The 13,627-nt window shown below is 72.1% G+C and carries 13 protein-coding genes and 1 pseudogene; 9 read left to right on the top strand and 5 right to left on the bottom strand.

Going from position 1 to position 13,627, the window contains the following annotated elements; translation table 11 throughout:
- Positions 1-532 precede the first annotated feature (532 nt).
- Complete coding sequence (locus tag GA0070561_RS06100; protein ID WP_091396129.1) at positions 533-1,606, bottom strand: diacylglycerol kinase family protein; 1,074 nt, start codon at positions 1,604-1,606, stop codon at positions 533-535.
- 124 nt (positions 1,607-1,730) lie between these two features.
- Here GA0070561_RS06100 and GA0070561_RS06095 point away from each other — a divergent pair, with 124 nt between their 5' ends.
- The 6 genes and pseudogenes from GA0070561_RS06095 (at position 1,731) to GA0070561_RS06075 (ending at position 6,872) form a co-directional block, all read left to right on the top strand.
- On the top strand, positions 1,731-3,020 hold the full coding sequence (locus tag GA0070561_RS06095) for an adenylosuccinate synthase (protein WP_091396127.1): 1,290 nt from the start codon (positions 1,731-1,733) through the stop codon (positions 3,018-3,020).
- Between the two features lie 124 nt (positions 3,021-3,144).
- Positions 3,145-3,351 (top strand): annotated as a pseudogene (locus GA0070561_RS34595) (type IV toxin-antitoxin system AbiEi family antitoxin domain-containing protein); the annotation flags it as partial.
- 234 nt (positions 3,352-3,585) lie between these two features.
- Positions 3,586-4,155 (top strand): PDDEXK family nuclease, encoded by a 570-nt coding sequence (locus tag GA0070561_RS34075; protein ID WP_244166073.1) that lies wholly within the window; start codon positions 3,586-3,588, stop codon positions 4,153-4,155.
- Between the two features lie 105 nt (positions 4,156-4,260).
- Positions 4,261-5,511, top strand: coding sequence for a phosphoribosylamine--glycine ligase (gene purD, locus GA0070561_RS06085; protein WP_091396122.1), 1,251 nt, complete (start codon positions 4,261-4,263; stop codon positions 5,509-5,511).
- Positions 5,512-5,572: 61 nt separating this feature from the next.
- The gene (locus GA0070561_RS06080) at positions 5,573-6,094 is read left to right on the top strand and encodes a SigE family RNA polymerase sigma factor (protein ID WP_091396119.1); all 522 of its coding nucleotides are present in this window, start codon (positions 5,573-5,575) and stop codon (positions 6,092-6,094) included.
- Positions 6,087-6,872, top strand: coding sequence for a hypothetical protein (locus GA0070561_RS06075; RefSeq protein WP_091396117.1), 786 nt, complete (start codon positions 6,087-6,089; stop codon positions 6,870-6,872). The genes GA0070561_RS06080 and GA0070561_RS06075 overlap by 8 nt, the downstream gene beginning before the upstream one ends.
- Before the next feature lie 19 nt (positions 6,873-6,891).
- Here the strand turns inward: GA0070561_RS06075 and GA0070561_RS06070 are convergent, their stop codons facing one another.
- The 3 genes from GA0070561_RS06070 to GA0070561_RS06060 form a co-directional block, all read right to left on the bottom strand.
- Positions 6,892-8,454, bottom strand: a complete 1,563-nt coding sequence (locus GA0070561_RS06070; RefSeq protein ID WP_091396114.1) for an AMP-binding protein — start codon at positions 8,452-8,454, stop codon at positions 6,892-6,894.
- A gap of 196 nt (positions 8,455-8,650) precedes the next feature.
- Positions 8,651-9,865 carry an acyl-CoA dehydrogenase family protein gene (locus GA0070561_RS06065; RefSeq protein WP_091396111.1) on the bottom strand — a complete coding sequence of 405 codons (1,215 nt, stop codon included), beginning with the start codon at positions 9,863-9,865 and terminating at the stop codon, positions 8,651-8,653.
- Between the two features lies 1 nt (position 9,866).
- Positions 9,867-10,319 carry an SCP2 sterol-binding domain-containing protein gene (locus GA0070561_RS06060; protein WP_091396109.1) on the bottom strand — a complete coding sequence of 151 codons (453 nt, stop codon included), beginning with the start codon at positions 10,317-10,319 and terminating at the stop codon, positions 9,867-9,869.
- Positions 10,320-10,386: 67 nt separating this feature from the next.
- Between GA0070561_RS06060 and GA0070561_RS06055 the strand changes: the two genes are divergently transcribed.
- Positions 10,387-11,025 (top strand): TetR/AcrR family transcriptional regulator, encoded by a 639-nt coding sequence (locus tag GA0070561_RS06055; protein WP_091396106.1) that lies wholly within the window; start codon positions 10,387-10,389, stop codon positions 11,023-11,025.
- On the opposite strand, the gene GA0070561_RS06050 is transcribed toward GA0070561_RS06055, so the two are convergent.
- Positions 11,000-11,665: a DedA family protein gene (locus tag GA0070561_RS06050; protein ID WP_373861910.1), complete on the bottom strand. Its 666-nt coding sequence runs from the start codon at positions 11,663-11,665 to the stop codon at positions 11,000-11,002. The two genes, GA0070561_RS06055 and GA0070561_RS06050, sit on opposite strands and share 26 nt — an antisense overlap.
- 170 nt (positions 11,666-11,835) lie before the next feature.
- Here GA0070561_RS06050 and GA0070561_RS06045 point away from each other — a divergent pair, with 170 nt between their 5' ends.
- Complete coding sequence (locus tag GA0070561_RS06045) at positions 11,836-12,987, top strand: sensor histidine kinase (RefSeq protein ID WP_091396105.1); 1,152 nt, start codon at positions 11,836-11,838, stop codon at positions 12,985-12,987.
- Positions 12,984-13,625, top strand: a complete 642-nt coding sequence (locus tag GA0070561_RS06040; RefSeq protein ID WP_091396102.1) for a response regulator — start codon at positions 12,984-12,986, stop codon at positions 13,623-13,625. Before GA0070561_RS06045 ends, GA0070561_RS06040 begins: the two co-directional genes overlap by 4 nt.
- Positions 13,626-13,627 lie beyond the last annotated feature (2 nt).

Below are 13,627 nucleotides of genomic sequence, written 5' to 3'. Positions count from 1 at the left end.
CCCGGGCCGGCCGACGGCGGCGCCGGCTGGGCACCGGTCGCTGGCGGAGCGGGCGGTGACGCGGCGGCCGGGCCGGTCGGCGGCGGCCAACTCGGCTGCGCCGGCGCCCAACCCGACCCGGCACCGGACGGGCCGCTGGCCCCCCACCCCCCGGGCGCCGGGACGGCGCCGGTGAGCGACGGGTAGTCCGACGGCGAAGGCGGCGGCTGAGCCGCAGCGCCGGGCTGGCCGGGAACCGGCGGTCGCCCGATCGGCGGCGCGGCCACCGGTGGCGTGACCGGTGGTGTGACCGACGACGGTCCACCACGCTGCTCGGCGACCGCAGCCCACGGCGGCACCGCGCCCCGGTCGCCCGGATCTGGCGGCCAGAGTGGTTCGACGTCCCGCTCCGGCACCGGCTGCTGGCCGCGCACCTGCGCCCGGTCGGCGTTCTCGTCCATTACGGCCCTCCCCAGTCCTCCTGCGAGGATAGGCCCAATCGCCCAACAGGGCCGATCGCGCAGGCAGGTCGGCCGGTCGATGCCGGTCGAGGTCAGATCGACCAGACCGCCCAGGCGCCCGGCTCGACCCACCAGGAACGCTTACGGGTCAGCTCGCCCTCGACACCATCGTCGAGGTACGGCACCTTGCCCTCCCTGGGCAGCACCGACACCGCCCGCCCACGGGCCCGCCGGACTTCGAGGCGCACCCGCTTGCGCCCCCACGCCGAGCGGACGACCACCGGCACGGCCACCGCGACCTCGACCTGGCCGTCGGCCGGGTCCGGCGCGGTCAGCAGCGCCACGTCGTTGAGCGTCGCGTACCCGCCGGCGTTGCCGACCGCGCAGGCCAGCAGCGGTTCCGCACCGTCGGTGAGGATGGTGTCGTCGACCTCCACCCGGGCGCGCCAGTGCAGCGGCCGGCCGGCGTCGTCGGCCGCGCCGAGGAGCGCGCCGTCCAGGGTCACCGAGCCGCCGTCGTTGCGCAGCAGGTCCAGCCGGCGCGGCGTGCCGTCCAGCACCGCGGCGGCCACCGCCGCCGGGTCGCGGGGCAGCCCGAGCTGCGCGGCCAGGTCCCGGTGGGTGCCGCCACGGGCCGGGTCGAGCGGGAGTACGGCCACCGGCGGCAGGTCGGGCAAGGTCCGGTTGCCGGCCAGATCCGCCGGGCGCTTGCTCGGCGCCGGGGCGTACCGCTTGACCAGCCGGCGCAGCACGGCGCGCAACTGCCCGTCGCTGGCCGTGGCGACGACCAGCCGGGTCTTGCTGTCCGGGTCCGGCCAGGTGAGGCCGTCCGGGCGGGCCGGGCCGTCGAGCCGGGCCAGCACCGCGTCGATCTCGGCGTCGGAGCGGGCGGTGACCGTCTCCACCCGGGCGCCCCGGGCGTTCAGCGCGTCGGCGCACGCCAGCACCGGCACCCGTGGCCGTTCCGTCGCGCACTGCTCGGTGTCGGTCTGGCCGCTGCTGGCTTGGCCGCTGCTGGCCTGGTCGGTGTCGGCCTGGCCGGTGTCGGTCTGGCTCGTCGGGGCGGTGTCGTCCCCGGTCGCGCCGCCGCAGCAGGCCCCGCCGCTGCCACAGCCCCCGGGAGCGTCCCGCTCCGAACCGAGGGTGAGCAGCACCACGTCGTACACGGAAGGAGCCTCCTGCCTCTCGACGCGACCCCTGCCGGCCACGCCGTCACTACTTGTTAACCTGACACCCCGGGCTCGCCGAGCGGTCGCCACCTGGCACCCGAGCCTTCTGGAGGCGGAAAAGATGCCAGCGATCGTGCTCATCGGCGCTCAGTGGGGCGACGAGGGCAAGGGCAAGGTTACCGACCTGCTGGGTGAGCGGGTCGACTACGTCGTGCGCTACTCCGGCGGCAACAACGCCGGGCACACGGTGATCACCCCGGACGGCCAGAAGTACGCGCTGCACCTGATGCCGTCCGGCGCGCTCTCGCCGGACGCGATGATCGTCATCGGCAACGGTGTGGTGGTCGACCCGAAGGTGCTGCTCGCCGAGATCGACGGCCTGGCGGAGCGCGGTGTCGACGTGTCCCGGCTGCGGATCTCCGGTGACGCGCACCTGATCATGCCGCACCACCGGGCGCTGGACCGGGTCATCGAGCGCTACCTCGGCTCGTCCCGGATCGGCACCACCGGCCGCGGCATCGGCCCGGCGTACGGCGACAAGGTCGCCCGGATCGGCATCCGCCTCCAGGACCTGCTCGACCCGGGCATCCTGCGCAAGAAGCTGGAACTCGCGCTGCGCGAGAAGAACCAGATCCTGTTCAAGGTCTACAACCGCAAGGCGATCGACCTCGAGGCGACCGTCGAGGAGTACCTGGCGTACGCGGAGCGGCTCAAGCCGTACATCGCGGAGACCCGGGCGATGCTCTGGGACGCCCTGGACCGGGGCGAGACGGTGCTGCTGGAAGGCGCCCAGGCCACCATGCTCGACATGGACCACGGCACCTACCCCTTCGTGACCTCGTCCAACCCGACGGCCGGTGGGGCCTGCGTGGGCGCGGGCATCCCGCCGACCGCGATCAACAAGGTCATCGCGGTGAGCAAGGCGTACACCACCCGGGTGGGTGCCGGGCCGTTCCCGACCGAGCTGTTCGACGCCAACGGTGACCACCTTCGCAAGATCGGCGCGGAGTACGGCACCACCACCGGGCGGGAGCGCCGGTGCGGGTGGTTCGACGCGGTCGTCGCCCGGTACGCCTGCCGCCTCAACGGCGTCACCGACCTGGTCATCACCAAGCTGGACGTGCTCACCGGCCTGCCCAAGGTGCCGATCTGCGTCGGCTACGAGATCAACGGCGTCCGGGTCGACGACATGCCGATGAGCCAGACGGACTTCCACCACGCCAAGCCCGTCTTCGAGGAACTCGACGGCTGGTGGGAGGACATCACCAAGGCCCGCACCATCGACGACCTCCCGGAGAACGCCCGCCGCTACATCGCGAGGGTCGAAGAACTCTGCAACACGAGGGTGAGCGTCGTGGGCGTAGGCCCAGGCCGAGAAGAAAACGTGGTCCTCCACCCCCTCCTCCCCTAACCCGACCCCCCAAACCCCACCCGATCACGACCCCGCCGCCTAGGCGATCACCTCGGTGATCAAGAAGTTTGCGTCAGATTTCCCCGCGAAGTTGACGCAAAGCTCTTGATCGCCGAGGCGGGCGGTGGGTTATCCACAGGGGTTTGCGGGTTGTCCACAGGGGCTTCGCTCGGGCGGGGCGGGTGGGCAGGGTGTGGATGTGGGTGCACATCAACTTCTTCGCCACATTGCGGCCGGGCAGGACGGCATGGTCACCCTGGGCCAGGCATTGCGTGCCGGCCTGACCAGGGACCAGATCCGACAGTTGCACCGGTCCGGCAGGTGGCAGCGGCTTCTCCGTGGCTGCTTCGTTCCAGAAGCGGAGTTGAGTGATTCGACGCGTCGGCGGGCGCGAATCCGCGCTGCTGTCGTGAGCCTCGGCCCAGGCGCCTTCGCTGTTCTGGACTCAGCGTTGGAGTTGCACGGCATCGCGGGTCTTCGCCGGACAGCGCAGGTCCACGTCTCGGTGCCAGTCGATCGACCCCGACCCCAGCGCTCCCTGGTGCCGTGGTTGACGGTGCATCAGGTGACCGTCGGCCCCGGCGACATCGTCACCGTTGCAGGCATTCCGGCGACCTCTCCGCTTCGCACCGTCTCGGACGTCATCCTGCGGGTTGATCGTTATCCAGCGGTCTCGGTCCTCGACTCAGCTCTGCACCAGGGCCGCATCGATCCGGCGCAGCTGGCGGCCATTCCGAATCTGATCCGGGGACGTCGGGGCGCGATCATGGCACGCGCCTTTCTCGCCGAGGCGGACGGGCGCGCGCAGTCGCCGCTGGAAACGCGTAGTCGGCTGCGGTGCGTGGACGGCCGGGTGCCGCCGGACACGCTGCAGTTGGAAGTGCGCGACGATGACGGCTATCTGCTCGGCATCGGTGACCTGGGCTGGCGCGGCCCAAGGCTGATCGCCGAAGCGGACGGCCGAGACGCGCATGGCACCCCGGAGGCCGCCTACGCCGACCGCCGTCGCCAGAACCGCCTGGTCAACGCCGGCTGGACCATTCTCCGTTTCACCTGGCAGGACACCCTCCACCCCAGCTACATCCCCCACACGGTCCGCCAAGCAATCGCGGTCGCGGTCGCCCGGCCAAGGTGATCAAGAGGTTTCCGTCAAAGACGAGTCCCCTGCTGACGCAAACCTCTTGATCACCGAGGCCCTACGGGGGCGGGGGTTGGGGTGGGGGACAGTAGGATCTCGGGCGTGCGGGTTCTTTTGGTGGGTGGTGGTGGGCGGGAGCATGCGCTTGCGCTTGGTCTGGTAGCGGATTCGGGGGTTTCCGCGCTGATTGCGGCGCCGGGTAATCCGGGGATCGCCAGCGTGGCTGAGCTGCGAGCGGTCACTCCGACAGATCCGGCCGCGGTGGCCGCGTTGGCCGTGGAGGTGGCGGCCGACCTGGTGGTGGTCGGGCCCGAGGCGCCGCTGGTCGCCGGGGTCGCCGACGCGGTACGCGCCAAGGGCATCGCCGTGTTCGGTCCATCCGGTGCGGCCGCGCAGCTGGAGGGCTCCAAGGCGTTCGCCAAGGACGTGATGACCGCCGCCGGCGTGCCGACCGCGCGGGCGTACGTCTGTGCGGACGAGGAGAGCACGGCTCGGGCGCTGGACGAGTTCGGCGCGCCGTACGTGGTGAAGGACGACGGGCTCGCCGCCGGCAAGGGCGTGGTGGTGACCGACGACCGGGCCGCCGCGCTGGCGCACGCAAACGAGTGTGGACGGGTCGTGGTCGAGGAGTTCCTCGACGGCCCGGAGGTCAGCCTCTTCGTGGTCACCGACGGCGAGGCGGCGCTGCCGTTGTTGCCGGCACAGGACTTCAAGCGGCTCGGCGACGGCGACACCGGGCCGAACACCGGTGGCATGGGGGCGTACGCGCCGCTGGCCTGGGCCCCGTCCGGCCTGGTCGACGACGTGATGCGCGATGTGGTGCACCCGACGCTGGCGGAGATGCGTCGCCGGGGCACCCCGTTCGCCGGCCTGCTCTACGTCGGGCTCGCGATCACCGCCGCCGGCCCTCGGGTGATCGAGTTCAACGCGCGCTTCGGTGACCCGGAGACCCAGGTGGTGCTCGCGCTGCTGCAGACCCCGCTGGGTGGGCTGCTGCACGCCGCGGCCACCGGCACGTTGGCCGAGCACCCGCCGCTGCGGTGGCGGGACGGCAGCGCCGTGACAGTGGTGCTCGCCTCGGCGGGTTATCCGGCCGCGCCGCGCACCGGCGACGTGATCACCGGTGCGGACCGTCCGGGCATCATCCACGCGGGCACCGCCCGTCGGGCCAGCGACGGCGCGTTGCTCTCCGCCGGCGGCCGGGTCCTCTGCGGTACGGCCACCGGCGCCGACCTGGCCGCCGCACGGGACGCCGCGTACGCGCTGGTGGACGGGGTGGAGTTGGCAGGCTCGCAGCACCGCACCGACATCGCCACCGCCGCGATCGAGGATCGGATCACGATTCCCGGCTGAACTCAGGCAACCCCTGGCCACCCCGCTGCCGTTTGAGCGATGAGACGAGGGGGTGGCCGGAATGCCGGTCGATGTCGAGGGTTACCGCGACTACGTCGGTGCGCGGCTGGAGCCGCTGCGCCGTACGGCGTACCTGCTCTGCGGTGACTGGCACACGGCCGACGACCTGGTGTCGGCGACGCTGGTCAAGTTGCTCCGGCACTGGTCACGGGTGTCCGTCATGGACAACCCGGACGCGTACGCCAGGCGGATCCTGTTGCGGGTCTGGCTGGACGAGCGGCGTCGGCCCTGGCGGCGGGAGGCTGCCTGGGCCGAGGTGCCCGATCGCGCGGTCGCGGCCACCGGCACCGACGGCGCGGCTGATCGACTGACCCTTCTCGCCCTGCTGGCCGAGCTGCCGCCGCGCCGCCGCGCGGTCCTCGTGCTGCGCTACTTCTGCGACCTGTCCGTCGAGGAGACCGCGCGGGAACTCGGCTGTACTCCGGGCACCGTCAAGAGCCAGTCGGCGCGTGGCATCGAGGCGATGAGAGCCCGCCTCGCCCCGATGCCGGATCGAGTCGAGGAGGTACGCAACGATGGATGATCTCTACGACCAGCTGCGTGCGGCGGTCGCCCAGGCGCCGCCGACCCGGATCGACCTGGACGAACTGATAGTGGCCGACCGGCGTCGCCGCCAGCACCGGGCGTGGGCGTTGACCGGCTCCGGCGTGGCGGTGGCAGTGATCGCACTGACGTCGACAGTGGTCACCGGGCCGTACCGGGACTCGCGGGAGCCGACGGCGAACACCGGCCCCTCGCTCTGTGCCCCGCTGCACGCGTCTCCCAGCGAGTCCGCGTCGCCGTTCGAGCGGTACGGATCGGCGCCCCCGTTCCCGTCGGAGCAGCCGGCCGACGCGGCGGTCCGGCTGACAGTGGCGCTGCGCACCGCCCTGAGCGTCAACCTGCCTCGGGAGCTGACTGTCGATTCGGGGGTGCCCGGGTGTCCGCTACCCCAGCTGTCGTACGAGCGCACGGTGACGGGGTACGAATACACGGTGACGGTCAAGCTGTCCCGGGATGAGGTCCGTGGCGATCTGGTAATCGCGATGAAGCCGACCCTCGGGGCGGTTTCCGGATGCCCGCTCGGCCCGTCCGACAACGACTGCTCTATCGATCATTTTCCGGACGGCAGCGAGGCGGTGTCGGGTACCGATGTCGACTCGGCCGGTGCCGGCTCGCGTGCGGCGACGGTGCTGCGTCCCGATGGGACGTCGGTGACGGTCAAGCTGGTTCAGCCCGGTGCGTCAGTGGACGACCTGTTGCTGACCGAGGACCAGTTGGTGACCATTGGCCGGTGGCCGGGTTTCAACCTGTACCCGTGAGCGACGCGCCACGCCACCGTCAGCCGTAGTAGCGGCGCAGTTCTCGGGTGAGCACCTTTCCGGTGGCGTTGCGGGGCAGGTACTTCACGAAGATCACGTCTCGGGGGACGCTGAAGCGGGCCAGGAAGTGCCGGACGTACTCGCGGACCGCCTCGGGGTCGAGCGTCTCTCCGGGGTGCAGGGCGAGGAACGCGGAGAGGCGCTGGCCGTACTCGGGGTCGGGCACGCCGATCACGGCCGCCTCGCGGACCTGTGGCAGTTGCGCGAGCAGGTCCTCCACCTCGGACGGGAAGACGTTCTCGCCGCCAGAGACGATCATGTCGTCGGCCCGGCCGTCGACGAAGAGCAGCCCGTCGGCGTTGAGCCGGCCGAGGTCGCCGGTGTCGAGCAGGCCGTCGCGGGTTTCCCGGTTGGCACCGGAGGTGTAGCCCTCGAAGAGCATCTCGTTGCCGACGAAGATCCGCCCGACCCGTCCGTCCGGTACGGGACGGCCGTCGTCGTCGAGCAGCTCCAGCCGGGTGCCGTGCGGCGGACGACCAGCGGCGGTGGGTGCCTGACGCAGGTCCTGCGGGCCGGCGATGGAGGCCCAGGAGACCTCGGTGGACCCGTAGAGGTTGTAGAGGACGTCTCCGTAGACGTCCATGAACTTCGGGGCCAGCCCGCCGGGCAGGGCGGAGCCGCTGACCGCGACGACAGTGAGCGGGGGGCGCGGGTCCGGCGGGGGCACCTCCATCAGCCGTTGCACCATCACCGGTACGGCGAAGAGCGCGTTGCACTGGTGCGCGGTCAGGGCGGCGAGCGTGGCGGCCGGGTCGAAGCGTCGGTGCAGCACGATGGTGGCCCGTAGTGCCAGGCAGACCTGGAGGGCGGCGAATCCCCAGGTGTGGAAGATCGGCGCGGCGATCATCACCCGGTCCCGGGCGTGCAGGGGAATGCGGTCGATGATGGACACCAGTGGGCCGAAGCCGCTGGGCGTCGGCCGGCGGGCGCCCTTGGGCGTACCGGTGGTGCCGGAGGTGAGCACGATGATCCGGCCGTCGCGCTCGGGCGGGTGCAGGTCACCCGGCAGTGCCCCGGCCACCAACTCCTCGCGCGCGCGTTCGTCGAGCCGGGACAGCTCGGCGGGGAGGCCGAGGACCCGCTCGGCGAACTCGTCGTCGTGCACGAGGAGCCGCAGCCGCTGCTCCTCGGCGACGGTGCCCAACTGGGCGGCGCTGAGCCCGGTGTTGACCAGCACCGCGTCGACACCGAGCAGGGTGGCGGCGACGATCGTCTCGATCAGCCCGGAGTGGTTGCGGCAGAGCACGCCGATCCGGTCGCCGGCCTGTACGCCGAGCCCGGCCCGCATCGAGCGGGCCATCCGTTCGGCCCGGTCGAGCAGGTCGTGGTAGGTCAGCTCGACGCCGTTCTCATCGATGACAGCGGGACGGCCCGGGTCCCGGGCGGCTGCTTGGCGTAGCTCGCCTGCCAGGCTCCACCCCCACGTCCGCAACGCGTTGAGCTGCGAGGCGACCCGGATCGGGCTGCCGGGGGTGAGCAGCCCGCGACGGGTCAGCGTGGCAACGATGAACGGCAGGTCCATGCCGCAGACCTCCTCGGGGTGGTGCGCGGACGGGCGGTCGCCTGCCCGTCCATCAGGGCTTCTTTCCTTGATCATGCACTGGGCGCGGCTGAAGGCCCAGTTGGCGTCGGCGTGGGGTGACGAAGTCGGCACAGATCGTGGAATCCGGGCCACCGTCGGCCCGACCCCGGTCGAGGAGGGGCCGGGCCGACGGTGGTCAGCGGATCTGCATCCCGGAGATCGCCCGGGAGATGACCAGTCGTTGGATTTCCGAGGTGCCCTCGAAGATGGTGTAGATCTTGGCGTCCCGGTACCAGCGCTCGACCGGGTGGTCACGCAGGAAGCCGGCTCCGCCGAGCAGTTGCACTGCCTTCTCGGTGACCGACACGGCCACCTCGCCGGCCTTGAGCTTGGACATCGACCCTTCGCCCGCAGTGAACGGGCGGTTGTTGCGGCCCATCCACGAGGCCCGCCAGACCAGCAGCCGCGCCGCGTCGATCTCCATCCGCATGTCGGCCAGCGCGAATGCGACCGCCTGGTTCTCGATGATCGGGCGTCCGAACTGGACCCGGTCCTTCGCGTAGTCGAGGGCGTACTCGTAGGCGGCCCGGGCCACGCCGAGCGCCTGGGCGCCGACAGTGGGTCGGGACAGCTCGAAGGTGCGCATCGCGGCCTGGCCGGTGGCCCGCTGACCGGAGCGGGCCCGGTCCAGGCGTTCCAGCAGGGCGTCCCGTCCGCCGAGCAGGCAGCGGCCGGGTACGCGTACCCCGTCGAGGAAGACGTCGGCGGTGTGTGACGCGCGGAGGCCGAGTTTGCGCAGCTTGCGGGTGGCAGCCAGGCCGGGGGTGCCCGGCGGTACGACGAACGCCGCCTGACCCCGGGAGCCGAGCGCGGGATCGACGGAGGCGGTGACCACGTGCACTCCGGCGATTCCGCCGTTGGTGGCGTACGCCTTCTGGCCGGTGAGCACCCACTCGTCGGTGGCCTCGTCGTAGACGGCCCGGGTGCGCATCGCGCCGACGTCGGAGCCGGCTTCCGGCTCGCTGGTGCAGAAGGCGGCGACGGCCGGCGAGTCGACGTCGCCGAAGCACTGTGGCACCCATTCGACCAACTGCTCGGGGGTGCCGGCGCCGTAGATGGCGGCGACGGCGAGCGAGGTGCCGAAGATGCTCAGGCCGATGCCGGCGTCACCCCAGAAGAGTTCCTCGCTGGCGATCGGCAGGGAGAGCCCGGTCGGGTCGGCCCAGCAGGTGGCGAGGAACTCGAAGCCGTAGAGGCCGACCTTGGCGGCTTCCTGGATCACCGGCCACGGGGTGTCCTCGCGCTCGTCCCACTCGGCGGCGGCTGGGCGCACGACCTCGGCGGCGAAGCCGTGCACCCAGTCGCGTAGATCCCGCTGTTCCTCGTTCAGGTCGAGCGAGAACTCAGCCATGTCAGGCCTTGGGGATGTCGAACAGGTTGGCGATGTTGGCGGCGAGGCCGAGGTCGCCCTTCGCCTTCAACTTGCCGGTCATGAACATCATCACCGGGTTGGCGCCACCGGAGACGATCTTCAGGAACTCGACCGGGCCCATGGTGAGGCTCAGCTTCGGGTCGTGCTGCGGGGTCTCGTTCACGGCGCAGGTGCCGTCGGCGATGACCACCTCGTAGGTGTCGCTGCCGCCGTCGGGGCGACCGGTGATGATCCAGTGGATGACCGCGTTGGTGGAACCGGCCCGGTCCGCGCGGAACAGCGACGGCATCCGGCCGAACACCTCGCCCAGGACCTTGTCGCGCATGTCGCCGGACATCACCTGGGCGATCTTGTCGTCCGGGGTGGACTTGACCAGCTGGGCGAACTCCTTGGGGCCCACGTTGGCGAAGGTGGCCGGGTCGAAGTCAGTCATCAGGTGCGCCTTCCGGAAGATTGGCTACTCGCGCGTAACCCTACGCACGAGTAGGTATGCTCGCAAGGTGTCCAGCGTCCCCGCATTCAAGCGCCTGCCTCGCGCCGTCCGCGAGCAGCAGATGCTCGACGCGGCCGTCAAGGTCTTCTCCCGACGGGGCTTCCACGCCGCCAGCATGGACGAGATCGCCGAGGACGCCGGCATCTCCAAACCCATGGTGTACGCCTACCTCGGCACCAAAGAGGAGCTCTTCGTCGCCTGCCTGCACCGGGAGGGCACCCGGATGATGCAGGCCATCGCCGGGGCGGCGGCCCCCGACCTGCCGGCCGATGAGCGGCTCTGGCGCGGGCTGAGGGCGTTCTTCGGCTTCGTGGGCGCCCACCGGGACGGCTGGGCGGTGCTCTACCGGCAGGCCCGGGGCGAGCAGCCGTTCGCCGGCGAGTTGGCCACCATGCGGGCCCGGCTGGTCGAGGTGGTCGCCGGAATGCTCGACCACGCGCTGCGCGCCGAGGGCCGCGAGATCGCCGCCATCGACCTGGAGGTCGTCGCGTACGCCCTGGTCGGCGCCACCGAGTCGTTGGCCGACTGGCTCGCGGACCACCCGGACGCCGACCCGGAGAAGACGGCCACCCGGATGATGAACGTGGCCTGGCTCGGTGCCGCCCAACTGCTGCACGGCGTCACCTGGCGTCCGCCGGTCGACTGACGGCCCCGGCGGGAAGCGCGTCGGTGTCCGGCTCGCCGGCCCGCGCGGTACGGCGGCGGTTGCGGAGCCAGCGGACCACCTCGACGACCACCGTCACCGTCAGGGCGAGGCCCAGACCGAGCAGGAGACCACGCAGCGGGTCCTGCTCGAAGGCCAGCCCGCCGACGTAGCCGACCAGCGCCGAGTAGAGCCCCCACGAGCCGGCGGCCAGCGCGTCGAAGGCCAGGAACCGTCGCCGTGGATAGCGCACCGCACCCATGGTGAGGGTGACAGCGGTCCGACCACCCGGGATGTAGCGGGCCACGGTGAGGATCAGACCGCCCCGGGTGGCGATCCCCCGACGGGCCCGGTCGATGGCGGCTCGGCGTCGACCGTCGGGCGGCAGCCGGTCGAGCAGCCGGGTGCCGCCACCCCGCCCGATGGCGTACGAGATGTGGTCGCCGACCAGCGCCCCGGCGGCGGCCACCAGGATCACCGCCGGCAGGTACGGCGCTCCGGAGGCCGCGAACACCCCCGCGGTGATCACCGCCGTCTCGCTCGGCACCACCGGGAAGAAGCCGTCGAGCACCGCGATCGCGAAGATCGCCAGGTACACCCAGGGCGAGGACATCGTGTCGTGCAGCAGGTCGAGCAGATCCATGATCCCGATGCTGGTCGGGGCGGCGGCTCCCGACATCGGCCAGTGGTCAGGTGGGCGGCACTACTTAGGTAGCGGCCGGCCCGGACTGTGCATCGGGGTCATCCCCCACCTCACCCGGGTACGGCGCCGCGGGGCGACCCGATGCGTCGGCTGAGCCCTAGGCTCGCTGCGTGGCCTCCAGCGCCGTCGCCCTCCGGCGGGTCGTCCATCGGTACGCCCCGCCGCTGCTCGCCGTCCTGGTCGCCGCGGCCGTGTGGGCCAGCGCGACCGGTGACATCGGGGTCCGCTCGCCGCTCCCGAGCGTGGTCGTGCTGCTGATCGCACTGGGCTCGGCGTGGGCCGCCGCCACGGTCCGGACCCGCCGCTGGCCGTTGTTCCTGGCTGCGGCGGTCGGCTGGTTGGTGCTCGCCGCGGCGGCCGCCGGGGTGCTGGCCTCGTACCAGGCGGGTCTGCGGTTGCGCGGTCGCCAACTCGCCGGCTACCTCGCCGGGGTGGCCCTGGTGCTGACCGGTGGGGTGCTGGTCGGGCTGGCGGTGGGTGGCGTACGCCGGATCACCACCGCCAGCACCGGCAACGTGCTGCTGCTCGCCGCCTGTCTGGTGGGGCTTCCGTTGGTCTTCGGCCTCTGGGTGCGGGCCCGTCAGGACACACTCGCCGCCCTGCGGGACCGGGCCGAGCGGCTGGAACGCGAGCAGGAGGCCCGCGCCGACCGGGTCCGCGCCGAGGAGCGGACCCGGATCGCCCGGGAGATGCACGACGTGGTGGCGCATCGGGTCTCGTTGATGGTGGTGCATGCCGGGGCGCTGGAGGTGACCGCCGTGGACCCGGCGACCGTCGAGGCCGCCGCGCTGATCCGGACGACCGGCCGGCAGGCGCTCACCGACCTGCGCGAGGTGCTGGGTGTGCTGCGCCAGGCCGGGCCGGCCGTGACACCGGAGCGGGGGCTCGACACGTTGGACGAGTTGATCGGGGAGTCCCGTGCCGCCGGGCTGCGGGTGTCCCGGCAGGACGAGGGTGTGCCGACGGCACTTCCGGCGACGCTGGGGCGTACCGCGTACCGGGTGGTCCGTGAGGCGTTGACCAACGTGCGCAAGCACGCGGCCGACGCCGAGACGACGGTCTGCCTGCGCTACCTGCCCGACGGGCTGGAGGTGCTGGTCCGCAACGGCCCGTCCGAGGGCGGGTCGACGCTGCCGGGTGCCGGGCAGGGGCTGCTCGGGCTGCGTGAGCGGGTGGAGCTGCTCGGCGGCCGGTTGGAGGCAGCTCCCGTGGACGGCGGCTTCCTGGTCCGGGCCCTGATCCCGCTGGCGGGTGCGGCGTGATCCGGGTGGTGGTGGTCGACGACGAGCAGCTGGTCCGGGCCGGGCTGCGGCTGATCCTCGAGGCGGCGGAGGACATCACTGTCGTCGGTGAGGCAGCGGACGGCGCCGGCGCGCTGGAGCAGGCCCAGCGGTTACGCCCCGACGTGGTGCTGCTCGACGTGCGGATGCCGGGCGTCGACGGGCTGACCGTGGCGCCCGACGTGGTCGCCGTCGGCCCGAAGGTGATCATGTTGACCACCTTCGACCTCGACGAGTACGTGCACCGGGCGCTGCGGGCCGGCGCGGTCGGCTTCCTGCTCAAGGACACCCCACCCCGCGAGTTGGCCGCCGCCGTTCGTACGGTGGCCGCCGGTAACGCGATGCTCGCCCCGACGGTGACCCGGCGCCTGATCAGCTCGTTCGCCGAGCGTGGTCCGGCCCGCCGGGACGCGGCCCGTGAGCGGCTCGCACCGCTGACCGAGCGGGAGTTGGCGATCGTCCGGGAGGTGGCGCGCGGGCACGGCAACGCGGAGATCGCCCGGCGGCTGACGATGAGCGAGGCCACCGTCAAGGCGCACGTCAGCCGGGCGCTGGCGAAACTCCACGCGGGCAACCGGGTGCAGCTGGCCATCCTGGTGTACGACGCCGACCTGCTGTGACG

This window comes from Micromonospora saelicesensis (genome assembly GCF_900091575.1).
GTDB classification, from domain to species: Bacteria; Actinomycetota; Actinomycetes; order Mycobacteriales; family Micromonosporaceae; genus Micromonospora; species Micromonospora saelicesensis.
Note: the sequence above shows the minus strand (reverse complement) of the source record. Positions and strands in the feature narration are given on the sequence as shown.